This is a genomic window from Patulibacter brassicae, from assembly GCF_033949425.1.
Classification (GTDB): Bacteria; Actinomycetota; Thermoleophilia; order Solirubrobacterales; family Solirubrobacteraceae; genus Patulibacter; species Patulibacter brassicae.
This window is the reverse complement of record NZ_JAXAVX010000010.1, coordinates 30,827-53,917: the sequence shown is the minus strand read 5'-3', so window position 1 is coordinate 53,917 and position 23,091 is coordinate 30,827. Positions and strand designations below refer to the sequence as shown.

The 23,091-nt window shown below is 75.2% G+C and carries 24 protein-coding genes, 1 tRNA gene and 1 riboswitch; of the genes, 14 read left to right on the top strand and 11 right to left on the bottom strand.

Features of this window, described 5'->3' with window-relative positions; all coding sequences use genetic code 11:
• Positions 1-14: 14 nt before the first annotated feature.
• Together SK069_RS15690 and SK069_RS15685 are read right to left on the bottom strand one after the other, a co-directional pair.
• Positions 15-1,865, bottom strand: a complete 1,851-nt coding sequence (locus tag SK069_RS15690; protein WP_319955191.1) for an ABC transporter ATP-binding protein — start codon at positions 1,863-1,865, stop codon at positions 15-17.
• A gap of 99 nt (positions 1,866-1,964) precedes the next feature.
• A tRNA-Thr gene (locus SK069_RS15685) sits at positions 1,965-2,037 on the bottom strand.
• 129 nt (positions 2,038-2,166) lie between these two features.
• On the opposite strand from SK069_RS15685, the gene SK069_RS15680 reads away from it, so the two are divergent.
• From SK069_RS15680 to SK069_RS15660, 5 genes are all read left to right on the top strand, one after another.
• Positions 2,167-3,051: a lysophospholipid acyltransferase family protein gene (locus SK069_RS15680; protein WP_319955190.1), complete on the top strand. Its 885-nt coding sequence runs from the start codon at positions 2,167-2,169 to the stop codon at positions 3,049-3,051.
• Positions 3,052-3,142: 91 nt separating this feature from the next.
• Positions 3,143-3,688 (top strand): RNA polymerase sigma factor, encoded by a 546-nt coding sequence (locus SK069_RS15675; RefSeq protein ID WP_319955189.1) that lies wholly within the window; start codon positions 3,143-3,145, stop codon positions 3,686-3,688.
• A gap of 2 nt (positions 3,689-3,690) precedes the next feature.
• On the top strand, positions 3,691-4,041 hold the full coding sequence (locus tag SK069_RS15670; RefSeq protein ID WP_319955188.1) for a hypothetical protein: 351 nt from the start codon (positions 3,691-3,693) through the stop codon (positions 4,039-4,041).
• 75 nt (positions 4,042-4,116) lie between these two features.
• Positions 4,117-4,956: a rhomboid family intramembrane serine protease gene (locus tag SK069_RS15665; RefSeq protein ID WP_319955187.1), complete on the top strand. Its 840-nt coding sequence runs from the start codon at positions 4,117-4,119 to the stop codon at positions 4,954-4,956.
• Positions 4,953-6,188 (top strand): acyl-CoA synthetase family protein, encoded by a 1,236-nt coding sequence (locus SK069_RS15660; protein ID WP_319955186.1) that lies wholly within the window; start codon positions 4,953-4,955, stop codon positions 6,186-6,188. The genes SK069_RS15665 and SK069_RS15660 overlap by 4 nt, the downstream gene beginning before the upstream one ends.
• Before the next feature lie 40 nt (positions 6,189-6,228).
• Here SK069_RS15660 and SK069_RS15655 read toward each other — a convergent pair whose 3' ends face one another.
• Both SK069_RS15655 and SK069_RS15650 read right to left on the bottom strand, forming a co-directional pair.
• Positions 6,229-7,389: a glycosyltransferase gene (locus SK069_RS15655; protein ID WP_319955185.1), complete on the bottom strand. Its 1,161-nt coding sequence runs from the start codon at positions 7,387-7,389 to the stop codon at positions 6,229-6,231.
• Entirely contained in the window at positions 7,386-8,330 is a 945-nt protein-coding gene (locus tag SK069_RS15650; protein WP_319955184.1) for a cobalamin-binding protein, read from the bottom strand. Before SK069_RS15650 ends, SK069_RS15655 begins: the two co-directional genes overlap by 4 nt.
• Positions 8,331-8,340: 10 nt before the next feature.
• On the opposite strand from SK069_RS15650, the gene SK069_RS15645 reads away from it, so the two are divergent.
• Positions 8,341-8,631 carry a 4a-hydroxytetrahydrobiopterin dehydratase gene (locus SK069_RS15645; RefSeq protein WP_319955183.1) on the top strand — a complete coding sequence of 97 codons (291 nt, stop codon included), beginning with the start codon at positions 8,341-8,343 and terminating at the stop codon, positions 8,629-8,631.
• A gap of 348 nt (positions 8,632-8,979) precedes the next feature.
• Here SK069_RS15645 and SK069_RS15640 read toward each other — a convergent pair whose 3' ends face one another.
• The 4 genes from SK069_RS15640 to SK069_RS15625 all read right to left on the bottom strand — a co-directional run bounded on the left by SK069_RS15640 (position 8,980) and on the right by SK069_RS15625 (position 12,585).
• Positions 8,980-9,774 (bottom strand): 3-hydroxyacyl-CoA dehydrogenase family protein, encoded by a 795-nt coding sequence (locus tag SK069_RS15640; protein ID WP_319955182.1) that lies wholly within the window; start codon positions 9,772-9,774, stop codon positions 8,980-8,982.
• A 186-nt stretch (positions 9,775-9,960) separates the two neighbouring features.
• Positions 9,961-11,046 carry a hypothetical protein gene (locus SK069_RS15635; protein ID WP_319955181.1) on the bottom strand — a complete coding sequence of 362 codons (1,086 nt, stop codon included), beginning with the start codon at positions 11,044-11,046 and terminating at the stop codon, positions 9,961-9,963.
• Positions 11,047-11,053: 7 nt separating this feature from the next.
• Positions 11,054-11,326 (bottom strand): hypothetical protein, encoded by a 273-nt coding sequence (locus SK069_RS15630; RefSeq protein WP_319955180.1) that lies wholly within the window; start codon positions 11,324-11,326, stop codon positions 11,054-11,056.
• Positions 11,323-12,585 (bottom strand): cell wall-binding repeat-containing protein, encoded by a 1,263-nt coding sequence (locus SK069_RS15625; protein ID WP_319955179.1) that lies wholly within the window; start codon positions 12,583-12,585, stop codon positions 11,323-11,325. The genes SK069_RS15630 and SK069_RS15625 overlap by 4 nt, the downstream gene beginning before the upstream one ends.
• Positions 12,586-12,779: 194 nt before the next feature.
• A riboswitch (cyclic di-AMP (ydaO/yuaA leader) is annotated at positions 12,780-12,924 on the top strand.
• Positions 12,925-12,928: 4 nt separating this feature from the next.
• On the opposite strand from SK069_RS15625, the gene SK069_RS15620 reads away from it, so the two are divergent.
• The 3 genes from SK069_RS15620 (at position 12,929) to pspAA (ending at position 14,882) form a co-directional block, all read left to right on the top strand.
• Positions 12,929-13,573 carry a C40 family peptidase gene (locus SK069_RS15620; protein WP_319955178.1) on the top strand — a complete coding sequence of 215 codons (645 nt, stop codon included), beginning with the start codon at positions 12,929-12,931 and terminating at the stop codon, positions 13,571-13,573.
• Between the two features lie 227 nt (positions 13,574-13,800).
• A complete protein-coding gene (locus SK069_RS15615) occupies positions 13,801-14,595 on the top strand; it encodes a PspA/IM30 family protein (RefSeq protein ID WP_406628303.1) in 795 nt (264 codons plus the stop codon).
• On the top strand, positions 14,592-14,882 hold the full coding sequence (gene pspAA / locus SK069_RS15610; protein ID WP_319955176.1) for a PspA-associated protein PspAA: 291 nt from the start codon (positions 14,592-14,594) through the stop codon (positions 14,880-14,882). Before SK069_RS15615 ends, pspAA begins: the two co-directional genes overlap by 4 nt.
• A gap of 82 nt (positions 14,883-14,964) precedes the next feature.
• On the opposite strand, the gene pspAB is transcribed toward pspAA, so the two are convergent.
• Entirely contained in the window at positions 14,965-15,576 is a 612-nt protein-coding gene (gene pspAB / locus SK069_RS15605) for a PspA-associated protein PspAB (protein WP_319955175.1), read from the bottom strand.
• 7 nt (positions 15,577-15,583) lie between these two features.
• Positions 15,584-16,486: a zinc metalloprotease HtpX gene (gene htpX, locus SK069_RS15600; protein ID WP_319955174.1), complete on the bottom strand. Its 903-nt coding sequence runs from the start codon at positions 16,484-16,486 to the stop codon at positions 15,584-15,586.
• A 325-nt stretch (positions 16,487-16,811) separates the two neighbouring features.
• On the opposite strand from htpX, the gene SK069_RS15595 reads away from it, so the two are divergent.
• The 4 genes from SK069_RS15595 (at position 16,812) to lysA (ending at position 21,066) form a co-directional block, all read left to right on the top strand.
• Positions 16,812-18,026, top strand: a complete 1,215-nt coding sequence (locus SK069_RS15595) for a murein hydrolase activator EnvC family protein (RefSeq protein ID WP_319955173.1) — start codon at positions 16,812-16,814, stop codon at positions 18,024-18,026.
• 66 nt (positions 18,027-18,092) lie between these two features.
• On the top strand, positions 18,093-18,857 hold the full coding sequence (locus tag SK069_RS15590; protein ID WP_319955172.1) for a prolipoprotein diacylglyceryl transferase: 765 nt from the start codon (positions 18,093-18,095) through the stop codon (positions 18,855-18,857).
• Between the two features lie 93 nt (positions 18,858-18,950).
• A complete protein-coding gene (locus SK069_RS15585) occupies positions 18,951-19,724 on the top strand; it encodes a hypothetical protein (RefSeq protein ID WP_319955171.1) in 774 nt (257 codons plus the stop codon).
• Positions 19,725-19,770: 46 nt separating this feature from the next.
• Positions 19,771-21,066, top strand: a complete 1,296-nt coding sequence (gene lysA, locus SK069_RS15580) for a diaminopimelate decarboxylase (protein WP_319955170.1) — start codon at positions 19,771-19,773, stop codon at positions 21,064-21,066.
• Positions 21,067-21,127: 61 nt separating this feature from the next.
• Here the strand turns inward: lysA and SK069_RS15575 are convergent, their stop codons facing one another.
• Complete coding sequence (locus SK069_RS15575; RefSeq protein ID WP_319955169.1) at positions 21,128-21,745, bottom strand: HAD-IA family hydrolase; 618 nt, start codon at positions 21,743-21,745, stop codon at positions 21,128-21,130.
• Between the two features lie 83 nt (positions 21,746-21,828).
• On the opposite strand from SK069_RS15575, the gene SK069_RS15570 reads away from it, so the two are divergent.
• Positions 21,829-23,067: a homoserine dehydrogenase gene (locus tag SK069_RS15570; RefSeq protein WP_319955168.1), complete on the top strand. Its 1,239-nt coding sequence runs from the start codon at positions 21,829-21,831 to the stop codon at positions 23,065-23,067.
• The last annotated feature ends 24 nt before the right edge of the window (positions 23,068-23,091 follow it).

Below are 23,091 nucleotides of genomic sequence, written 5' to 3'. Positions count from 1 at the left end.
CGGGCGCGACGGCGCTAGCCGGTGGCTCCGACGACCTCGCCGGTCTGGACCGCCCACAGCGCCGCGTAGCGACCGCGGGCGGCCACGAGCTCGTCGTGCGTCCCGGACTCCACGACGCGTCCCTCGTGCAGGACGTGGATCCGGTGCGCGTGCCGGATCGTGGACAGGCGATGGGCGATGACGATCGTCGTCCGCTCGCGGCTGACCCGCAGGAGCGAGCGCTGGATCGCGGCCTCGGTCTCGTTGTCGACGGCGCTCGTCGCCTCGTCGAGCACGAGGATCGCCGGGTCCCGGACGAGGGCGCGGGCGATCGTCAGGCGCTGGCGCTGGCCGCCGGAGAGCTTCACGCCGCGCTCGCCGACCGGGGTCTCGTAGCCGCGCGGCAGGTCGCGGACGAAGGCGTCGGCCTCGGCGAGCTCGGCGGCGTGGCGCAGCTGCTCGTCCGTGGCGTCCGGCGCGCCGTAGCGGAGGTTGTCGGCGACGGTGCCGTCGAAGAGGAACGTGTCCTGCCCGACGTAGCCGATCGCGCCGCGGAGGCTCGGCAGCGAGAGCTCCTCGACGGGTGCGCCGTCGACGGCGATCGTGCCGGCGTCCGGCGCGTAGAGGCGCAGGAGGAGCTTCACCACCGTCGACTTGCCGGCGCCCGTCGCGCCGACGATGGCGTGGGTCTCGCCGGCCGGGACGTCGAGGTCGAGACCGCGCAGCACGAGCCGGTCCTCCACGGCGTCGGACGCCGGAGCCGGCCCCGCGGCGCCCGGCGGGACGGGGCGGTACGAGAAGCGCACGTCGTCGAAGCGGACGGCCCCCGGCGTCGCCGCGGCGAGCTGCCGCCCGCCGGACCGGATCCCGATCGGGGTGTCGAGCAGGTCGAGGATCCGGCGGATCGAGGCGACCCCGCGCTGGTACAGGTCGAGCGTCTCGCCGAGCTCGGTCAGCGGCCAGAGCAGGCGCTGCGTCATGAAGACGAGCACCGAGTAGAGGCCGACCTCGAGGTTCCCGTCGAGCGCCGCCTTGCCGCCGAGCACGAGCGTCACGACGAAGCCGGTGAGGATCGCCATCCGGATCAGCGGCACGAACGCCGAGCTCAGCGCGATCGCCGATCGGTTCGCCGCGGCGTACTCCGCCGAGGCGCCCGCGACGCGCGCGGCCTCGCGTCGCTCGGCGCCGAACGCCTTGATCGTCGCGATCCCGCCGAGGTTCCCGCCGAGCAGCCCGCCCACGCGGCCCGCGGCCTCGCGGACGGCGGCGTAGCGCGGGCCGAGCCGACGCTGGAAGAGCAGCGAGCCTCCGATGATGACCGGGATCGGGACGAAGGCCAGCAGCGCGAGCGTGGGCGAGATGGCGAGGAACACCGCGCCGACGGCCACGACGTTCGTCGCGGTCAGGACGATCTTGCTGGCGCCGACGTCGAGGAAGCGCTCGAGCTGGTTGACGTCGTCGCCGAGGATCGTCAGCAGCCGGCCGGACGCGCGATCCTCGAACCACGCGAGGTCGAGGTCCTGGACGTGCCGGTAGGCGTCCATCCGCAGGTCGTGCTGGAGATCCTGCGACAGCCCGCGCCACATCCGGTCCGACACGTACTGGCTGACCGACTCCAGCACCCAGGCCACGACGGTGATGGCGGCCAGCACGTAGAGCTGCTGCTCCCGGTCCTCGACGCCGAAGATCTGGGCGACGAAGCTGTCGTCCGTCCGCACCACGACATCGATCGCCACCCCGATGAGGAGCTCGGGCGCGATGTCGAAGAGCTTGTTGAGGACCGTCGCCACGACCGCGGTGACGATCCGGCGCCGGAACTCCGTGGCGTACGCCCAGAGGCGGCGCAGGGGGTGCACGACCGGATCGGAGGGCGCGGGGGAGGCCATCGACGCCGGAGCCTACGGACCCCGGGACCTCCGGCTCCGCGCGGTCGATCGGGCGCCCCAGCACCCCCGGCTTGGGGGTGCGGACGCGCCGGGAACGAGAGCCGGCGACCGGATTCGAACCGGTGACCATCCGCTTACAAGGCGGGCGCTCTACCAGCTGAGCTACGCCGGCCGGAGGCGAAGCGTACCCCGCAGGCCGGGCGACGCCCGGCGGCCCGCTCGGGCAGCCACCGGCCACGGCGGCGTCCGGAAGTCGTGATCGTCCTGTAACCGAGCCGACCGACCGGGGTCGTTGCGTGCGATGGCGCACGATCGACCTTCCCCTGCTCCCGCGACCGACGAGGCGCGTCCGCTGCCCGTCCCCGCGACCGAGGAGGCGCTCGGGCGTCCCGACATCGACCGCGACCAGCGGCTGGCCCTGCACGGCAACGTCACCGGCAAGGGCGTCAACCCGATCGTCTACTGGGTCGTCCGGGCGTTCTTCCAGCCGTTCTTCCACACGTACTTCCGGCTCTCCCGGATCGGGCGCGAGCACGTGCCGACCGAGGGCGCGGTGATCTTCGCCGCGAACCACCGGAGCTTCCTGGACCCGTTCGTCATCGGCGCGATGAGCCGCCGGCCGCTGTACTTCGTCGCGAAGAAGGAGCTGTTCCGCAAGCCGCTGCAGCGGTGGTTCCTCAACAGCCTCGGCGCGTTCCCGATCGACCGCGGCAACGCCGACGGCGACGCGATGGCCACCGCCCGCGCGATCCTCGAGCGCGGCGACTGCGTCGTGATCTTCCCGGAGGGCACCCGCACGCGGCCCGGCGGCATCGGCCGCCCGAAGCGCGGCGTCGGCCGCCTCGCGCTCGAGACCGGGGCGCCCGTGGTCCCGATCGCCGTCCACGGCACGACCCACGTGCGCAAGGGCTGGCGGATCCGGCCGCACAAGGTGCTCATCCGGGCCGGTCGCCCGCTGACCTTCCCGCACGTCGAGCAGCCGACGAGCGAGCTGGCCCGCCAGGTGACCGACCGGATCTGGCCCTGCGTCGAGCTGCAGTGGCACTCGCTCGGCGGGCACGCCACCGAGCGCGGCATCGGCGTGGACCCCGAGCTCCTGCGGCCCGAGCTCGCACCGGGCCCCGAGGCGCGCGAGCTGCCCGCCCCGTCCGTCGACCAGGAGGAGACCCGGGTCGCGAGCCGCTGACGTCGCGGCGGCCGTCGGCCGTCCGTCCACCGCCCGCCCGGCACGCGGTCCAGGCGCCCGGGCGCGCATGGGCCGCCTGTAGGCTGGCCCGGTGGACAAGGGCGAGCTCGACGACCGGTTCTCCGAGCTCTACCGCTCGCACCTGCGCGACGTCTACTCCTACGCGTACTACCGGGTCGGCAACCACCACGACGCGGAGGACCTGACGGAGCAGACCTTCCTCCAGGCCTACCGGCACTTCGAGCGCGCGCTGCGCGAGTCCGACGGACGCCCGCTGCGGCCGTGGCTCATCCGCATCGCGCACAACCTCGCCGCGAACCACTTCCGGGATCGCTCACGCCGACCCCAGACCTCGATCGACGCGGAGGACTCCCTCGTCCGCGGCGGCCTGCGCGCCACGCACACGACCGAGGACCTGGTCGAGGAGCGCGACGAGCTGGCCCGGATCCTGGCCGCCGTGGAGGACCTGCCGGACGATCGCCGCGAGGCCCTGATCATGCGCTTCGCCCTCGGCATGGACAACCGCGAGATCGCGCGCGCCATGGGCCGCTCCGACGGGGCGACGAAGGTGCTGATCCACCGGGCGATCAAGCAGCTGGAGGGGCTCGTCGCCGCCACGCCCACCCCCGGGACCTGACCATGGCCCAGAGCACGTTCGACATCGAGGCCCTCCTGCGGGAGGCGCTGTCCCCGATCGAGCCGCCCGAGCGGCTCGGCTCCCGCGTGGAGTCGACGCTGCGCAACCTCTCCGAGGCGGCGGCCGACGAGCTGGAGAGCTGGGAGCTCGGCGCCATGCGCGATCCGCGCAACTGGGTCCGCCCCGCCGTCGCGGTCGCGGTCGGCGGTGCTGCCGGCACCGGCCTGGCGGTCCTGCGCTGGCGCCAGGCGAGCAAGGCCCGCGCCCGCGCGCGCGGGTCCGTGCTCGACAAGGCCGTCGACGACGTCGCCGTCGCCGTGCGTCGCGGGGTCGAGCGGCTCCAGGACCGCTAGCCCCGCCCCGGCCCGCCGCGCGCGTCGCGTTGCCGTTCAGGGACGGCGAAGCTCGTCCTGGTACGTTCGCGCGCGATGCCCACCTGCTACCGCCACCCGGCGATCGAGACCGGCGTGGCGTGCTCGAACTGCGACCGGCCGATCTGCCCGGATTGCATGACGCCGACGCCGGTGGGCATGCGCTGCCCCGAGTGCGCACGCGACCGCACGAAGGTCCACACCGCCCGGTCGATGACCGCGGGGCAGGGCACGACCGTCACGATCGGCATCATCGCCGTCTGCGTCGTGGCGTTCCTCGCCGGCGGGTCGTTCGGGGTCGGCGAGAGCAGCACGACGAGCTGGCTCTACCGCGAGGGCGCGCTCTGGGGCCCGTACGTCCAGGACGGCGAGCTCTGGCGCCTCGTGAGCAGCGGCTTCCTGCACTCCGGGCTGCTGCACATCGGCTTCAACATGCTGCTGCTGTACTGGCTCGGCAGCGAGATCGAGCAGCGGATCGGCGCGCCGCGCTTCGGGCTGCTCTACCTCACCGCGCTCCTCGGCGGCTCGCTCGGCGCGCTGATCCAGACGACGCAGAGCGTCACCGTCGGCGCCTCGGGGGCGGTCTTCGGGCTCATGGGCTACCTCCTCGTCGAGCAGCGCCGCCAGGGGATCTCGTTCCTCCAGAGCCAGATCGGGATCCTGCTCATCTTCAACGTCGTGCTGTCGCTGCGGCCCGGGGCGAACATCAGCTTCGGCGGCCACGTCGGCGGGCTCGTCTTCGGCGCGCTCGCGGCGCTCGTCCTGCACGAGGCCGACCGCCGCGGTCCGCGGTGGCTCGGCCCGGCCCTCCTCGGCGTCCTCTGCGTCGTCGCGGTGGTCGGCGCGGTCGTCATGGCCGGCCAGCCGGGCATCACCGACGATCAGGTCATCGGGTGAGCAGCCCGCTCTCCAGCGCCCGGGGGCCCGCCTCACCGGGGACGGGACGCCGGCGCCTGCTCGGGGTCGCCGCCGCGGTCGTCGTGCTCGCCGCCCTCGCCCTGGTCCTGTGGCCCGAGGGCGACGGCGACCCGGTCCAGCGCCGCGCGGCGACGACCGCGGTCGAGCGCCTCGCGCGGCAGCTCGACGCCCGTCCCGGGCCCCGGGCGAGCGCGATGTGCCGCGCGGTGGGCCCCGCCACGCGCCGGCGCCTGGCGAGCCTCGCCCCGTTCGACGCGCAGCCCGGCCGCGGATGCGCCGCGCTGCCGCGGCGCGTCATCCGGATCACGCTCGAGCCGCTGGCCGGCACCGCCGACCGGGCGCTGGACGCGTCGGTCGACGGCGACGAGGCCGTGGTCCGGCTCGCCGACGGGCCGGAGGTCTCGCGGGCGACCCGGCGCGCCGGCGGCCGGTGGATCGCCGACCCCGCGGCCGGCGGCGTCGGGGCCTGGCGGCTGGAGACGGCGCGCCGTTGCTCGGCCGCGCTGACGCGCGCGCGACTCGCCCCGCTCTCGCTGGACGCCGACGCCTACCGGACGGCGGTCGCGACGCGCCTGCAGGGCGTCAGCGCCGTGCTGGAGATGCTCCAGCGCGACGCCGCGCCCGAGGCGCTGCGGGACGCGGTCGCGCAGCCCCGCGCCCAGCTCGCCGAGCTGCGCGACGGCCTGCGCCGCGGCCTGCTCGCCGTCGACGGCGGCAACCTCACGCGCGACGCGCCGTCGACGGCGGAGCTGCCGTCGCTGCTGCAGCTGCTGGAGTCCTTCCCCGCGCTGCGCGACCTCGGCGTGCCGTGCCTCGGCGGTCCCGCGGTCCCGCCGTCGGTGATCACCCAGGGGAACGCCGCCTGCGAGGCCGTCCGCCCGGCGATCGAGTCCGCCTACCGCGACGCGGGACGGGCGACGAGCAACCTCGCGGTCGGAGCGGCGTTCGACCAGCTCGCGGGGGCGTGGTCGGGCTTCAGCCAGTCGATCGGCGCCCTGCCGCTGTCCGCCGCGCCGCGCCTGCGACCGGTCCGCGGCGACGCCGTGCGCTCGAGCCGGCGGGCGGGGCAGCTCGCGGCCCAGCTGGCGACGGCGGCGCGCACGAACGCCGACGACACGCCGATCGCCCAGCGGCTCGACCTCGCGCAGCAGACGATGCAGGACGCGCTGATGGCGCTGGGACTGCGCAACTGCGGCGCGATCGGCGTCTGAGCGGGGCGAGCTCCGCGCCCCGGGACCCGCCGTCGGCCGCTCAGGCGACGAGCCGGGCGTAGAGGTCCTGCAGGCGCTCCCCGAGCGCCGCGGGACCGAACCGCGCGCGGACGTCGGCGCGCGCGGCCGCGCCGAGCCGGGCCCGCCGGCCCGGGTCGTCCCGCAGCGCGCCGAGCGCCTCGGCCAGCGCACCGGGGTCGCCGGGCGGCACGAGCAGGCCGGTCGTGCCGTTGCGCAGGATCTCCCCGAGGCCGCCGTGGTCGGCGGCCACGACGCAGCAGCCGGCCGCCGCCGCCTCGAGCGCCGCGTTCGGCAGCGGGTCCGGCTGGGTCGAGGGCACGGCGACGACGTCCGCTGCGGCGTAGAGGGCGGCGACGTCGTCGACGAACCCGGGCAGGCGCAGCTGGTCCTCGACGCCGAGCGCGGCCGCGCGGCCGCGCAGCTCCTCGGGCAGGCGCGGATCCTCCCGCCAGGCGGCGCCGGCGAGCACGGCGACCGTCCGGCCGTCGCGAGCCAGCGGCGCCCGGCCGAGCGCCTCGACGAGGACCGCCTGGCCCTTCCAGCGGGAGAGGCGCCCGAGCAGCGCCACGACGAAGGCGTCGGGGTCGAGGCCCAGTCGCCGGCGCGCCTCGTCGCGGTCGACGGCCGGCAGGTCGAGGGCGAGTCCGTCGGGCACGACCTCGGCGCGCCCGTCCCGCGGCGCCCCGTGGAACTGCGCGCGGACCGCCTCGCTGACGCAGGGCAGCGCGTCGGCGGAGAGCAGCAGGCGCCGGTACGTCGGCCACCAGCGGTCGAAGCCCGCGTAGATCTCGCGCACGTGCCAGACATGCGGCACGCGGGCGATCCGCGCGGTGGCCGCGCCGCCGAGCGTCACCGACGTGTTCGTGTGCACGAGCGCGACGTCGTGCAGGCGCGCGAGCCGTCCGAGGCCCCCGGCGTCCGCCGCGAACGACGCGCCGACGCGCGCGAGGCCGGCGGCGGACATGAGCTCGCGACGGAGGACGGCGAGCGGCCGCACGAGCACCTCGGCACCGAGATCGCGCAGGTCCCCGACGAGCGGGCCGTCCTCGGCCAGCACGACGATCGCCCGGAACGACGCGCGGTCCAGGCCGCCGACGATCGCCGCCAGCTGCCGGTCGGCGCCGTAGCGTCCCGCGGAGCTGTGGAGGTAGAGGACCGGCCGCAGGGCCCCGGCGGTCATCGCGCGGCGGGCACGGGCCGCCCGAGCTCGTGGACGACGTCGGGTGCCTCGGGCACGCGGTCCGGGTGCAGGACGTGGGCCAGGAGCTCGAGCCCGGTGACGAGCCGCGGACCGGGGCGCGAGAAGTACGCCGAGGCGTCGAGCACGACGACGCGCTCGGCGCCCGTCGCCCAGAGGCGGTCGGCGAACGGCGTCGCCTCCTCCAGGGAGCGGTCGGCGTCGTAGCCGCACGGCATGCACACGACGACCTCGGGCTGCTGCGCGGCGAGCTGCTCCCAGGTGACGACCTCGCTGCGCTCGCCCGCGTTGCCGCAGACGTCGAGGCCGCCGGCCATCTCCACGAGCTGCGGGGTCCAGTGGCCGGCGACGAAGACGGGATCGAACCACTCCACGGCGGCCACGCGCGGGCGCGGCGCGTCGCGGACGGCGATCCGGACGTCGTCGGCCCGGCGGCTGATGTCGTCCACGAGCGCCCGTCCGGCGTCCTCCACGCCGCAGATCGCCGCGAGCGTGCGGACGTCGCCGAGCGTCTCGCCGAACGTGTGCGGGTCGAGCGCGACGACCTCCGGGCACCGCGGCAGCTCCCGGGCGACGGCGGCGACCTCGTCGTAGGAGACCGCGCAGACGGGGCAGAGCTCCTGCGTGACGATGAGGTCGGGATCGAGCTCCGCCAGGACGTCGTCGTCGAGGCGGTAGATCGCCTCGCCCTCGCCGGTGCGCTCGCGCACCGCCGCGTCGATCTCGGCCGGGCCGAGGCCGGGCGGCAGCCGGTCGGCGGTGACCTGGCGTCGTCCGAGGGCCTCCGGCGGGGCGTCGCACTCGTGGGTGACCCCGACGACCCGGTCGCCGAGCCCGAGCGCGAACAGCAGCTCGGTGGCGTGCGGGACGAGCGACACGATCCGCCGCGGCGTCCCCTGGCTGTCCTGCGCGCGATCGGCCACGATGTCCTTTATGGCAGACCTGATCGACGCGCGCCGCATGACGACGTGGGCGGCGGACCGCGAGTGGACCGGCCGCGCGGGCCCGGGCGGGGCGCTCGAGCGGACCTGGCGGTTCCCGGACTTCGCCGCCGCGCTGCGGTTCGTGGACGCCGTCGGCGCCCTCGCGGAGGCCCAGGGACATCACCCGGACCTCCACCTGCACGACTACGACCGGGTCACCGTCCGCACGACGACGCACAGCGCCGGGGGGCCGACCGAGCACGACCTCGAGCTCGCCGAGCGCGTCGACGAGCTGCAGTAGCGCCTGCAGCGCCGCGCCCGGCATGGCGCGGTCGGGGGAGGTGCGGGCCCCGATCGGGGGCGCACGCGCCGTGAACGAGTGGCAACGCGCCAACTTCGCGGCCCGTGGGACGATCGGGCTCCTGTCGCTCCGTCGGATGGTCGATACTGAGGGTGTCCGAGCCGATCCTGGTGCGGCTGGACGGGACAACAGGTGCGGTGCCCGGGACGGCTCCGCACCACATGACGGGACGGAGCGCTTCGGTGCTCCCAACCACCACACGCACGACGGCCCCGCGGAGCTCGCTCCGCGGGGCCGTTCGTGTCCCTGGGGTGGGCGGACTCGGCGCGGCGCCGGGCCCGCGCCGGGCTACTTGCGCCAGTCGAGGAAGCCCTCGCCGCTCTTGCGGCCGAGCTTCCCCGCGTCGACGAGCGCGTCGAGCGACGCCGGGATCGGGGCGCCGATGACCTCGCCGATCGCCTTCGAGACGTCGAGGCCGACGAAGTCCAGCAGGGCGAAGGGTCCCATCGGCTGGCCGGTGCCGAGCGTCATCGCGGTGTCGATGTCCGCGGGGCTCACGCCGGTCTGCTCCTGGAGCTCCACCGCGGAGAAGAGGTACGGGAAGAGGAGCTTGTTGACGACGAAGCCCGGGGTGTCGGGCACCTCGACCGCGACCTTCTCCCAGAGCTCCACGAGCGCGCGGACGCGGTCCTTCGTCGCGTCGGTCGCCGCGGCGGGGAAGACGAGCTCGACGAGCTTCATCTTCGGGACCGGGTTGAAGACGTGCAGGCCGACGAACCGCTCCGGGGCGCCGGTGGCCTCGCCGAGCTTCTCGATCGAGAGCGACGAGGTGGTGGACGCGAGGATCGCGTCGGGCCCGGCGACCGCGACGAGCTCGCCGAGCACGACGGCCTTCACCTCGGGATCCTCGGCGACGGCCTCGACGACGATCGAGCCGCGACCGAGCTCGGAGAGCTCCGTCACGACGTCGACGCGCGCGGCGTCGACCTCGAGCTTCGCCGCCTGCTTCTCGATCGCCGCCTTGGCGCGCGCCGCGCTGGCCTCCGACCGCGCCCACAGGACGACGTCGGCGTGGCGGGCGGCGGTGACGGCGAGGCCGGTGGCGATCGTGCCGGAACCGGCGACGGCGACTGTCTCAGACATGCTTCTTCCAGGTCTCGGGGCAGAGGAGGCGGCGGATGCTACCGAGAGTCGCAACCATCGGCCCCCCGGCCGGGGGGCTCGGGGGCACGCGGCCGCCGGGCCGCACGGGCGGGGCGTCGGCGGCGCGCCGCGGGGTGGACCGCCGCTTCGGCGGGGAGCCCGCCGTGGGACCCGACCGGCGCCGGCTCAGTCGCCGGCGAGGCGGAAGCCGGTCGCCGCAGGCGTCAGCCGCAGCGGGGAGCGGTCGAGCGCGTCCGGCAGCTCGGCGTCGTTGAACGCCTTCGGGGCCAGGTCGTTCGGTCCCTCCGGGTGGAAGAGCGCCGCGAGCAGCTGCGCCTGGCCACGGCCGGCCCCGAGCTCGGTCTGGCCGCCGGAGTAGACGCCGATGCCGCGGCGGCGGCAGGCGGCGTAGAGGTCGGAGAGCTCGCGCAGGCTGCCCACGCGCGACGGCTTGAGGTTCACGACGCTCGGCGGGAACGGCAGCTCGTCGAGCCCGGCGACGTCCAGCAGGGGGACGTCCCACGTGAGGCGCTCGGGGTGCGCCGCGAGCAGCTCGCGCGTGGCGTCGGTGACGCCGGCGTCCTCCAGCAGCGCGTCGGGCAGCCGGTCGAGCAGCAGCGCGTAGACCTCGGGATCGATCTCGGTGTCCACCGGGGTCCCGTGGTAGTAGGCCTTGAGGTCGACGGTCGCCACGGCGCCCGTCGGCGCCAGCGCCTCGATCGCGGCCGCGTCCCACGCCGACCCGAGGTCGAGCTTCATCCGCAGGCCGGGCGACCGGTCCCGCAGGTCCGCGATGACGGCCGGGTCGGGCGGGTCGCCGACCCCGCGGCTGGAGACGAACGTCATCGGCGGGACCGGTCGGCCGACGACGGAGGCCAGCGGCCGGCCCGCCTGGCGCAGGGCGAGGTCCAGCGCCGCCGACTCGAACGCCCACCGCCGGTACCGCCGGTAGACGTCGTGGGCCGGCGGAACGGGGAAGAGGTCCAGGGCGCCGAGACGCGCGCTGAGCGCGGCGATCGTCCACTCGCCCCGCAGGTCCGGCAGCGCGTCCCAGGCCATGAGCGCGTCGTGGTCCTGCGGCTCGTAGCAGACGTCCTCGCCCACGCCCTCCTCGCCGGCGCCGCGCAGCCGCACGTGCGTGCAGCGTCGCGTCATCGTCGGCGTCTCGCGCTCGAGCGGCTCGAGCGCGACCTCCTCGAGGCGCAGCGGCAGGTCGGCGACGCAGGCCCAGAGCTCCGGGCCGGCGGTCGGCGGGGGGACCGGGACGGGCACGGGCCGCTCAGCCCGCGGCGGACGGCAGGGGCGGCTGGTCGGGGTGCGTCGACCGCCCGCGGTGCTCGCCGGTGCGGCCGAGCTCGGTGAGGCGCGCGATCTCCGACTCGCCGAAGCGCCGGACCGGATCCTCGGCGGGCAGCGGCGCGATGAGCTTCGCGACCCGGTTCCGGATCTGCTGCGCGAAGTGCGGCGTGGCCGCGCCCGTCAGCTCGCGGAGGTCGTCGAGGGAGACCGGGCGGCCGGTCTCGCGTCGGTCGGCGCGCTCTGCTTCGCTCATCGCTCGTCCTCCTTGGACGGGGGTGGGGTGGGGGTCGCCGTCGTGCCGGTCGTGGCGGTGCCGGCCGGCTCCTCGCGACGCAGGCGCGCGCCGTCGACGTCGACCGACGTGACCTCCATCAGCGCGTCGATCTGCGACTGGACGGCGGGCGAGATCGCGTCGGTGCTGCCGGAGAGCCACGCGCGGTTGTAGTAGCTGTTGACGGGGTCGCCCGCGATCCCCGGCTGGACGTCGAGCAGGTAGCTGCGGACGGGCTCGGCGAGCCGGTCGGCACGGTCCAGGAGCAGCAGCGGGCCGTGGAGGCCCGTGCCCGCCAGCGGCGCCAGGGAGAGCGCCGGCAGCGTGGCGTCGCTGCGGGCGACGAGGAACCCGTGACCCGCGTTGACGATGTTCCAGCCGAACCCGTTGTCGTCGTACCGGGCGAAGGCGATCGCGTTGCTCACCGGGTCCTGGCCGCCGACGCGGCGCACCGTGCCGTAGCGGCGCAGCTGCTTCGTCACCGCGGGCGAGATGACCTTCGAGGGGCCCAGGACGTAGATCGTGGGGTCCTGGTGGTCGCGCAGCTGCCGGACGGTGTCCGCCGGGACCGCGTCGCGTCCGACGAACGCGATCGGCGTGCCGGACTTCGCCGCGTACGCCGCCGCCGGCAGGGCGAAGGCCGGCTGCTCGCTGCTGACGACGAGGACGGCGTCGCTGGCGCGCCGCTTCGCGGCGGCGAGGAAGCGGTCGATCCCGAGGGCGACGCCGGCGGGGTCGCTGCCCTCGATCGCGGTCGCGCGCAGCCCCTCCGGCCGCGGCGCGCCGCCGACCCGGATGACCTGCGCGTTGTCGATGCCGGGGCTGCCGGCCGGGCGCAGCTGCCGCAGCGCGTCGCGGGTGGCGTCGGGCAGGTCGTCCCCGTCCGAGAAGAGGGTCGGCGCGCCGACGGGGTCCGCGTTCAGCGCGCTGGCGGCGAGCGCCACCCGCCAGTCGCGCTGATTCACGAGCGCGACGGCGCGCGCCTGGGTCTCGGCCGCTCCGCCGGAGTACACGGCGCGGGCCACGGCGGCCGCCGCCGCGGGCCCGTCGTCCGTCGCGGTCCGGGTCGTGTTGCGCGTGGCGACGACGGGGAACCCCAGGTCGGTCGCGGTCGCGGAGCGGTCGTCCTTCGGCTCCGGCGCGAACGGCGAGCGGGACGAGTCGTCCTGTCCGCAGCCGGCGAGCACCACGGCGACGAGGCCGAGCGCGAGCGACGGACGGAGGCGCGGGAGCGGAGCCATCGGCGGGAACCTACCGCCTCGGGGCCCGCCGCTCGCCGCCCGCTCCCCGCTGCGGACCGGGGCGCGACGCCGGGTGCTCGTCGCTTCCCGCGCGCAGCCCGCGCACGCGCCCGCGCACGGGGGATGCCCGACGAGCGTCCAGGCCCTGCAGGATCGCCTGCGGACACGGGTGCGAGATTGCGAGGCTCCTGTTACAGTGCCGCAAGCCGAATCACCGGATGAGTCCGGTGAGCGGGGGAACCACAGTTCTTGGGGCTTATCCGTCGCTCTGCGATGGAAGCGCTGGCTCTTTCTGCGCTAGCCCGTCAGCTAACCCCGTAGGCCGACGAAAGAGAGCAGATCGTTGCGCCCCTACACCCGAGCCCTGGCCCTGACCGCTGCGTTCGCGCTGCTCGGTGCCGGCTCAGCGTCCGCGGCCTCGGCCCCCCGGAGCGGCGGCCTCGGCACGACCGGGACCACCACGGCGCCCGTCGCCCAGCCCGCCGCCCCCGGCGCCGTCGCGGTCCCGGCCGGGATGCGCACGACGAACGGCGTGAAGGCCAAGCGGTACAAGGGCAAGACGGTCGACGGCCGCACGGCGTACTTCGCGCGGGTCCCGCTGAAGGCCCCCGCGGCCGTCCAGCAGGCCGTCATCGCCGCGAACAAGATCGTCGGCAAGCCGTACAAGTGGGGCGGCGGCCACGCGAAGATCGAGGACTCGGGCTACGACTGCTCCGGGACCGTGAGCTACGCGCTGATCGGCGCCGGCCTCATGCAGACGCCGCTCTCGTCGTACGAGTTCGACGACAAGTGGGCGGGCGCCTTCGAGGGCCCCGGCCAGTGGATCACCGTCTACGGCAACTCGGGCCACGCGTACGCGATCATCGCCGGGCTGCGGCTGGACACCTCCGCGGCGTACGACCGCGGCGGCGCGAAGGGCCCCCAGTGGCGCCCGAACAACCGCAAGGACTCCAAGAAGTTCGTCGCGGTCCATCCCGCGGACCTCTAGTCCGGCCCGACACCCGCGCGTCCCTCGCGAGCCCCGTCCGGGGCTCGTGCTCGTTCCGGCCCCGACCGCGGTGCCGCTCGGGTCCGCGACCCGTCCGCGCGTCACGGGCACGTGACGATCGGCTGGCGCGGGCGCGCTAGGGTGGATCGACGAGATCCATGGCCGTCGCGCGCGACCGGACCCGGGATCCGCACCGTCCCACTCACGCGGAACAAGGGAGCATCGATATGGGCCTCGGCGGCCGCATGTCCACCGTGATCAAGGCCAAGCTGTCCCGTGTCCTGGACAAGGCCGAGGATCCGGGCGAGACGCTCGACTACAGCTACCAGAAGCAGCTGGAGAACCTCCAGAACGTCAAGAAGGGCATCGCGGACGTCGTCACCGCGAAGAAGCGCCTCCAGCTGCAGACGGAGAAGCACCAGCAGGCGATCGTCAAGCTCGACACGCAGGCGCGTCAGGCGCTCGCCGCCGGCAACGAGGAGCTCGCCCGCACCGCGCTGGAGCGCAAGAGCACCATCCAGCAGGAGATGCAGAGCCTCGACCAGCAGGTCAGCGAGCTGGAGAACCAGCAGCAGGCGCTGATCGCCAGCGAGCAGAAGCTGCGCACGAAGGTCGAGCAGTTCCGGACGAAGAAGGAGACCATCAAGGCGCAGTACAGCGCCGCGGAGGCGCAGGTCCGGATCTCGGAGGCCGCGACGGGCGTCGGCGAGTCGATGGCCGAGGTCGGCATGGCGATGCAGCGCGCCGTCGACAAGACGGAGAACATGAAGGCGCGCGCGGACGCGGTCGCCGAGCTCGAGGCCGCCGGGACGTTCGAGGACATGACCGCGCTGGGCTCCGGCCAGGACGACATCGACCGGCAGCTCGCCGAGCTCTCGAGCTCCTCGCAGGTCGACTCGGAGCTCGCCGCGATGAAGGCCGAGCTCGGCGCGGGGAGCACCCCGGCCGCGGAGCTCGGGGCCGGCAGCGGCGACGCGGGCACCGCGTCGACCGAGCCCGCCAAGAAGGAGGCGGACGCGTGATCGTCCGGATCTTCGGCGACCAGCAGTACCGCCTGGCCGACGACCAGCACGCGCCGCTGAACGACCTCGACGACGCGGTCGTCGCGGCGGTCGAGGCCGGCGACGAGGGCGGCTACCGCAGCGCCTTCGACGCGCTGCTCGCGTTCGTGCGCGAGCAGGGCACCCCCCTGGACGAGGACGAGCTCATCGGGAGCGACGTCCTCCTGCCGCCGGCCGACCTCACGCTCGAGGAGGCCGGGCGGGAGTTCACGGGCGAGGGCCTGGTGCCCGACCCCGTCGAGGGCTGAGCCCTCCCGCGCACCGGGCGGGCGGGTCGCCCGCTCGCCCGGTGGCGTCGCCGCGCGGCCCGGAGCGCTCGTCCGCGGCGGCTCAGCCGAGCGGGGCGCCCCAGAGCGGGTACCAGCGGTCCATCTCGGGCTCGAGCGGCATCAGCGGCTCGAGGACGGCGCGGAGCTGCAGCTCGCGCTCCCGGTCGCGCTCCTTCGCCTGGCCCGGCATCGGGCTGAACGGGTACCAGCTGCCGCGCTTGGCGAGGTAGATGAGGTGCAGCGGGCGTCCCGTCGTCGCCGGCGCCTCGGCGTCCGGTCCGGCCTCGCGGAACGCGAAGACCGCGCAGAGGACCCGGTCGGCGTAACCGCCGGCCTGCAGGGCCTCCATCACCGCGTTCACGCCGATCACCTGGTCGTCGACGTCGGGGTCCTTCAGGACCATCCAGCGGTAGCCGAAGTCGTCGTCGCGGCGCTCGACCGTGGTGCCGGTCTCCTCGCCGGTGCCGCGCAGCACGGCCTCGACGTCGGCCGCGATCTGCTGGAAGTCGCCCGTGGCCAGCGGCTGGAAGACGATCGCCGCCTCGCCCGTCGTGACGATGCCCTGCGAGACCTGGAGGTCCAGCGACGCCGTGGTCAGGGCGAAGAGCCGGTCCGGACGGACCTGTTTGGCGGCCTTCGAGCCGCGACCGAGGAGCGTGTCGAGGAAGCCCATGATCGGCTCAGACCGTGCGGCCGGCCTGGAGCTGCGTCTCGATCCGCTGGAGGGCGGCGAGCCGCTTCTCCGTCGGCGGGTGCGTCGAGAAGAGCTGCGTCGCGGCGTTCTTCACGCTCGGCGGCACGATGTAGAACGCCTGGACCGCGCCGACCTCGCGCAGGTCCCGGTCCGGGGTGCGCTGGATCCCGTCGCTGATCCGGACGAGGGCGGCGGCCAGGGCGCTCGGGCGCCCGGTGACCTGGGCGGCGCCGCGGTCGGCGGCGTACTCGCGGTACCGCGAGAGCGCCCGCAGGAGGAGGAACGAGATCGCGTAGACGAGCGCGGCGACGGCGATGACCGCCAGCAGCCCGGGGCCGTCGTCGTCGCGGTCGTCCCCGCCGCCGAACCAGATGCCGTTCTGCACGATCACCGCGGCGAGCGACGCGAAGAAGCTCGCGACGGTCATGACGAGCACGTCGCGGTGGGCGATGTGCGCGAGCTCGTGCGCGAGCACGCCCTCGAGCTCGGCCGGCGGCAGGAGCTCCAGCAGGCCCGTGGTCACGCAGACGGTCGAGGCCTTCTGCGACCGGCCGACCGCGAACGCGTTCGGCATCCGGTCGTCGGCCACCGCGACCTTCGGCTTGGGCAGGTCGGCCTGGAGGCAGAGCCGATCGATCAGGGCGTGCAGCTCGGGAGCCTGCTCCGGCGTGACCTCCCGCGCGTGCATCGCGTGGAGCGCGAGCTTGTCGGCGGCGAAGGTCTGGATCACGAGCAGCACGCCGAGGATCAGGACGACCGCGGCGGCCTGCTTCGTCGCCACGACGATCACGGCGGCGAAGACCGCGTAGACGAGCCCGAGCCCGAAGAGCGTGAGGCCCATCCGGAACTGGAGGCCGGTGTCCTTGCCGAACGCAGCGCCGCGAGCCATGCCCTGGATCGTCGCACACGGCGGGGCGCGAGCCCTCCGGTCCCGTGGGGGCGGACGTGGCGACGGCCGCGCCGGCGGGCTGGCGCGACCCCGCTCGCGATGGCGCGCGGGCGCTCGCCGCACGCACGATCCCGTGCACGCCCTGCAGGATCGGTTGCGCGCCGCGACGCGACGCAACGGGGGTTGCACCGCTGGTCGCCCGGCGCCCGCCGCCGTACGGTCCGGATCCGGTCGTGGCGTCCCGCCACTCGGTCGTGCTCGTGCGCGCCCGGCGCCGCTCCTCGGAGCGGGTCGCGACCGCCCGCCGACCCGTGCTTCGCCTTCCGTGACGATCCGCCTGTCCCGATCTCCCCGCGCCGTCCTGCCCGCGCTCGGCGCCACGCTGCTCGTGACCGCCGGCCTGGCGCTGCCCTCCGGGGCACCACCCGCGCAGGCGGCCACGCAACAGGACCTCGACCGGCTGCGGGGCAAGATCGGCACCGCGCGCGGCAAGGTCGAGCGGCGCAAGCAGCGCGAGCAGGCGCTGCACGGGGACATCCAGCGGTACAGCGCCCGGATCCAGGAGATCCAGCGCAAGATCGACCCGCTGCAGCGCCGGCAGGAGGCGGTCCAGTCCGACCTGGACCGCAGCCAGGCGGTCCTCGACGAGACGCAGACCGAGCTGCGCGAGGAGCGCGAGCGCCTCACGAAGCTCCGCGCCCGCCTGAAGGAGGCGCGGCGCATCCTGGCCGCCCGGCTGCTCGAGCTCTACCAGGCGGACAAGCCCGACCTCGTGAGCGTCGTGCTGAACAGCAACGGCTTCGCCGACCTCGTCGAGCGCAGCGAGTTCCTGCGCCGGATCGGCGAGCAGGACCAGCGGATCATCGCGAGCGTCCGCGATGCCCGCGACGAGGCGATCGGCACCGAGGCGCGGCTCTCCTCCCTCGAGCAGCGCCAGCGCGCCGCGACGAACCGGATCGAGCGGCGACGGGACGAGATCGCGTCCGTGAAGGGCCAGCTCGTCAGCGCCCGCAGCTCGATCGACGAGGTCCGCGACCAGCGCCACGACCTGCTCGTGAAGGTGCGCGCCGACCGCCGGGAGATCCAGGAGGACCTCGCCGCGATGGAGCGCGAGGAGTCGAAGATCCAGTCGAAGCTCTCCGGGATGCCGTCCGGCGGGCCGATCAAGCGCGGCAGCGGCCGGCTCATCTGGCCCGCGAACGGCCAGTTCACCTCGCCGTTCGGTCAGCGCTGGGGCCGCCTGCACGCCGGCATCGACATCGCGGTCCCGACCGGGACGCCCGTCCGCGCCGCCGACAGCGGCACCGTGGCGATCGCGGGCTGGGTCGGTGGCTACGGCAACTACATCTGCATCAACCACGGCGGCGGGCTCTCCACCTGCTACGGCCACAACTCGCGCCTCGGCGTGCGCGTCGGCCAGCAGGTCACGCAGGGCCAGGTCATCGCGGCCAGCGGCAACACGGGCAACAGCACCGGTCCGCACATCCACTTCGAGACCCGCGTCAACGGTGTCCCGCGGGACCCGATGAGCTACCTGTAGGTCCCCGCGCGGTCCGCTCCGCGCGCTGGACGCGGCGTGCCCGGCGCACGCTAGCCTTCGCCGCGCATGCAGCCCGAGATCGACCTGCTCGGCCTGTCGCTGAAGACCTTCGGGATCTGCTTCGCGCTGGCCTTCCTCGCCTCGGGTGCCCTGCTCTCGCGGCGCTTCCGCGAGCTCCGGTGGCCGACCGACCAGGCGACCGAGGCGCTGCTCGCGGCGCTCGTGGGCGGCCTCGTCGGCGCCCGGCTCTACTGGGTCATCGACGCCTACGACCCGGACACGGACGGCAGCGTGCTGAGCTCGCTGTTCGGCGGGTCCGGGCTCACGTGGTACGGCGGCGCGATCGGCGGCGCCCTCGCCGTGCTCGCCTGGGCGGCGTGGCGCGGGCGGATGAACGCGCAGCTGCTGGGCGCGACCGCGCCGGCGCTCGCCCTCGGTTACGCGATCGGCCGCGTGGGCTGCCAGGTCTCCGGCGACGGCGACTACGGCAAGCCCTCCGACCTGCCCTGGGCGATGGCCTATCCCGACGGGGTCGTGCCGACGCGCGAGGAGGTCCAGCCGACGCCGATCTACGAGACGCTCGCGATGGGCATCGCGGCGCTCGTGCTCTGGCAGCTGCGGGACCGGCTGCGCCCGGGGGCGCTGTTCGCGCTCTATCTCGTCCTCGCGGGCCTCGAGCGCCTCGTCGTGGAGTTCTGGCGCCACAACCCGGACACCGCGCTCGGCCTGACCACCGCGCAGCTCACGAGCGTCGCGATGATCCTCGGGGGCGGCGTCGCCCTGGCGCTCATGCGCGGCGGCCGCGTCCCGCCGCCTGCCGCAGTGGGCTGAGCGTCGGACACCCGCCGGGCCGCGCTGGACGTTCGTTCGAACTTCCGCGTGCGATCCTCGTGCGCCCGCGCCGGATCGGCGATCCTTCGTCCGATGCCCTCGCGCTCCAGCTTGCGCTCGTTCGGCACCGGTGCCGGCGTCGGCGCCATGCCGGTCGTCGCCGCGCTCGTGATCGCGACCGGCGCCGCCGGGCTGCTCGAGGGCACCGGGGTCGTCTCGCTCCCGGGGCAGTCGCCCGACGCGTCGCTCGTCGTGCCCGCCGCGGCCACCGGCGACGGGACCCTGGTCGCCAGCGCCGACCGCGACGTCGCACCGGTCGCGACGCCCGACGCGGCCGACGACGCGTCCGCTCCGGCCGGGGGCACCCGTCCCGCGGCGGACGAGGGGCCGCGCGACGGCGCCGCGCCCGCCTCGACGGTCCGTCGCCGCGCGGGCGAGGCGGCGCGCACGCCCGACCGTCGCCAGGTCGTGCCGACGACGACCGCCCCCGCGCGTCCCACGCCGTCCGAGCCGGCCGCCGTGCCGGCGACGATGACGTCGCCGACGCTGCTCGAGGACACGGTGTCGGCCGTGAAGCAGGCGCGGGTCGGCGAGGGCGTCCGCGCGACCACCGACGCGCTGGCGGGCACGACGAACTCCCTCACCGACGGCCTGTCGAACGCCCTCGGGGGCAAGCAGCAGCCCCTCGGCGCGGTCGTCGGGGGCCTCGGCGACACGGTGGGCGACGCGGTCCGCGGCCTCGGGAACCTCCTCGGCTACGTCCTCGGCGCCGGAGCGCCGGCCCCCGCCCCGTCGCCCGCGGCCACCCCGTCGGCGGCGACCACCCCGTCGCCGGACGCCGCGACGGCGACGACCCCCGCCGGCTGAGCGACCGCGGTCCGGCCGGTCCGGGCTGCCATCATCCGCCCGGCCGATGACCCGCGATCTCCTCGCCGTCTACCCCCGCGACAGCGCGCGCGACGAGCGCGGTCGCCTCCTCCTGGGCGGCTGCGACGCGCTCGAGCTCGCCGCCGAGCACGGGACCCCCGCCTACGTCGTCGCGGAGGACGATCTCCGCGGGCAGGCGCGGGCCTACCGCGACGCGTTCGAGGCAGCGGCCCCCGGCAGCCACGTCTCCTTCGCCTCGAAGGCGTTCCCCTGCACGGCGGTCCTGCGCGTCTTCGAGCAGGAGGGGCTCGGCGTCGACGTCGCCTCGGGCGGGGAGCTCGCGCTCGCGCTCCACGCCGGGTTCGCCCCGGAGCGGATCCACCTGCACGGCAACGCGCGCTCGGAGGTCGAGCTCGCGGCCGCGGTCGACCACGGCCTGCGGCAGGTGGTGATCGACAACTTCGACGACATCGAGCGGCTCGCCCGGATCGCCGCGGAGCGCGACGCGGTCCAGGCCGTGTCGATCCGCGTCACGCCCGACGTCCGCGGCGACACGCACGACGGGATCTCGACCGGGCAGGCCGACTCGAAGTTCGGGCTCGGCGTCGCCGACGCCCGCGAGGCGATCGCGCGGATCACGGCCCAGCCGTCCCTGCGGCTCGACGGCCTGCACTTCCACATCGGCTCCCAGCTCCTGGAGCTCGACGTCTTCCGGCGCGCGGTCGCCGCGATCGCCCCGCTCGCCGACGCGGTCGAGGAGGTGAACCTCGGCGGTGGCCTCGGCGTCGCCTACGTCGCCGATCAGGCCCGCCACCTCCCCACCGTCGAGGAGTACGCGCAGGAGAAGGTCCGCGCCGTCCGCGAGCTCATCGGGGACCGGGTGCGGATCGCCGACGAGCCGGGCCGCTCGCTCGTCGGCCGCGCCGGGGTGACGCTCTACGGCGTGCAGACGGTGAAGCGCAACGTCTCCACGTGGGTCGGGGTCGACGGCGGGATGGCCGACAACCTGCGGCCGATGCTCTACGGCGCCCGCTACGAGGTCCAGGTCGTGGACCGCTTCGTCGACCCGGAGGACCCCGCGCAGGTGGCCGCCGCGACGCACTGCAAGGTCGTCGGCAAGCACTGCGAGTCCTCCGACGTCCTCGTGGCCGACGCGCTGCTGGACGCCCCGCGCGCGGGCGACGTGCTCGTCGTGCCCGTCACGGGGGCCTACGGCTACGCGATGGCCAACACGTACAACGGCGTCCCGCGGTCGCCGGTCGTGTTCGTCGGCGGTGGCCGGTCCCGCGTCGTCGTCCGCCGCGAGCGGGTCGAGGAGCTCTGGGCCCGCGACGCCGAGTAGGGCCGCCGACCGCGCTGCGCCGCGCGACGCGCCTCGCTCGCGGCGCCGGCGCGGAGGACGCTCAGGGGAGACGCGCCAGGAACGCGGCGACGTCGTCGACGATCTCGTCGGCCTCGCGCAGCCGCCGCTCGTCGACGTGCCGGCCGCGCACCGCGACGACCCGCATTCCCGCCGCGCGGCCCGCGGCGATCCCGGCGGGGGCGTCCTCCAGCACGACGCACGCCGCCGGCGCCACGCCGAGGAGCTCGGCCCCGAGCAGGTAGGGGTCCGGGTGCGGCTTGACGCGGGCGGTGCGCTCGGCGGTGACGATCGCCGGGGGCTGCGGCAGCCCCGCGGCCCGCAGGCGCGCGCGAGCGAGCGGCAGCGTGCACGAGGTCACCACCGCCACCGGGGGGCGCCGCGCCGGCGCGTCGCAGCAGCGCCGCGGCACCCGGCAGCGCGACGACGCCGTCGAGGTCGGCGATCTCGCGCCGCTCGAGCTCGGCGGCCTCCGGTCGGCGTCGAGCTGCGGCGCCAGCCGGGCGACGACCTCGCGCGCCGGGATCCCGTGGGGGTGCTCCTCCGGCGGGGTGCGCCGCAGCCCGCGGTCGTCCATCCAGCCGTGCCAGACCCGCAGCACCGCGTCCGTGGAGTCCACGAGCGTGCCGTCGAGGTCGGAGAGGATCGCGCCGATCGCCACCGGGCGGATGGTGGCGCACCGATCGGTCCCGCCGCCCGGCGGCAGCCCCGCGGCCCCGGGAGTCCTGCGATGATCCGCCGCCCATGTCGAGCGACGCCCCCGCCCCGTTCCGCGTCGGCCTGCTCGGGCACGGCACCGTCGGCTCCTCGGTCGCCGAGCTGCTGCCGCAGCGCGCCGACGCGATCGCCCACGTCACCGGCCTGCGGCCCGAGATCTCCGGGGTGCTCACGCGCAGCCGGGGCGACTTCGACGAGATCCTCGCCGACAGCGACCTGATCGTCGAGGTCATGGGCGGCACCGACGTCGCGCGCGACCACGTCACCGCCGCGATCCGCGCCGGCAAGCACGTCGTCACCGCGAACAAGCAGCTGCTCGCCGAGCACGGCGAGGAGCTCTGGGCCCTCGCCCGCGAGCACCGCGTCCAGCTGCGCTTCGAGGCGGCCGTGGCCGGTGTCGTGCCGGTCATCCGCGTCCTGCAGGAGTCCCTGACCGGCCAGCACGTCGACCGGCTGCACGGCATCGTCAACGGGACGACGAACTACATCCTCACCCAGATGGCCGCGACGGGCGCCTCGTACGCGGAGGCGCTCGCGGAGGCCCAGCGGCTCGGATACGCCGAGGCCGACCCGACGGACGACGTCACGGGCAAGGACGCCGCGGCGAAGATGGCGATCCTCGCGCGGCTGGCCTTCGACTCGCCGGTCCACCTCAGCGACGTCCCGTACGAGGGGATCACGCACCTCACGAGCGAGGACATCGAGTACGCGCGCGACCTCGACCTGTCGCTGCGGCTCATCGGCACCGCCGAGCGGATCGGCGACGAGCTCGCCGTGCGCGTGCACCCGGCGTTCCTCTATCGGGGCCACCCGCTCGCGGCGATCGAGGGCCCGTTCAACGCGGTGACCATCGAGTCGCCGGCGATCACCGAGATCACCCTGTCGGGTCCCGGCGCCGGCGGGCCGCAGACGGCGACCGCCGTGATCGGCGACGTGATCAGCGCGATGATCCCGCCGGCGCAGACGCCGCCGACGCGCAACACCCTCGGGTTCGTCGACGACGTCACGTCGAGCTTCTACCTCCACGTCGAGGTCGCCGACCGGCCGGGCGTCCTGGCGCAGGTCGCCCAGGTCCTCGGTCTCCAGGGCGTCTCGGTGAAGAGCGTCGTGCAGAAGGGCACCGGGACCGGCGCGCGCCTCGTGCTCGTCGTGCACCCGGTGCGCGAGTCCCGGTTCTACGGCGCGGTGCAGCTCATCGCGGCCAAGGACTTCGTCACCGCCCCGCCCCGCGCCATCCGCGTGATCGACGAGGAGTTCGACCGATGAGCACGCCGATCGACGCGCCGCCCC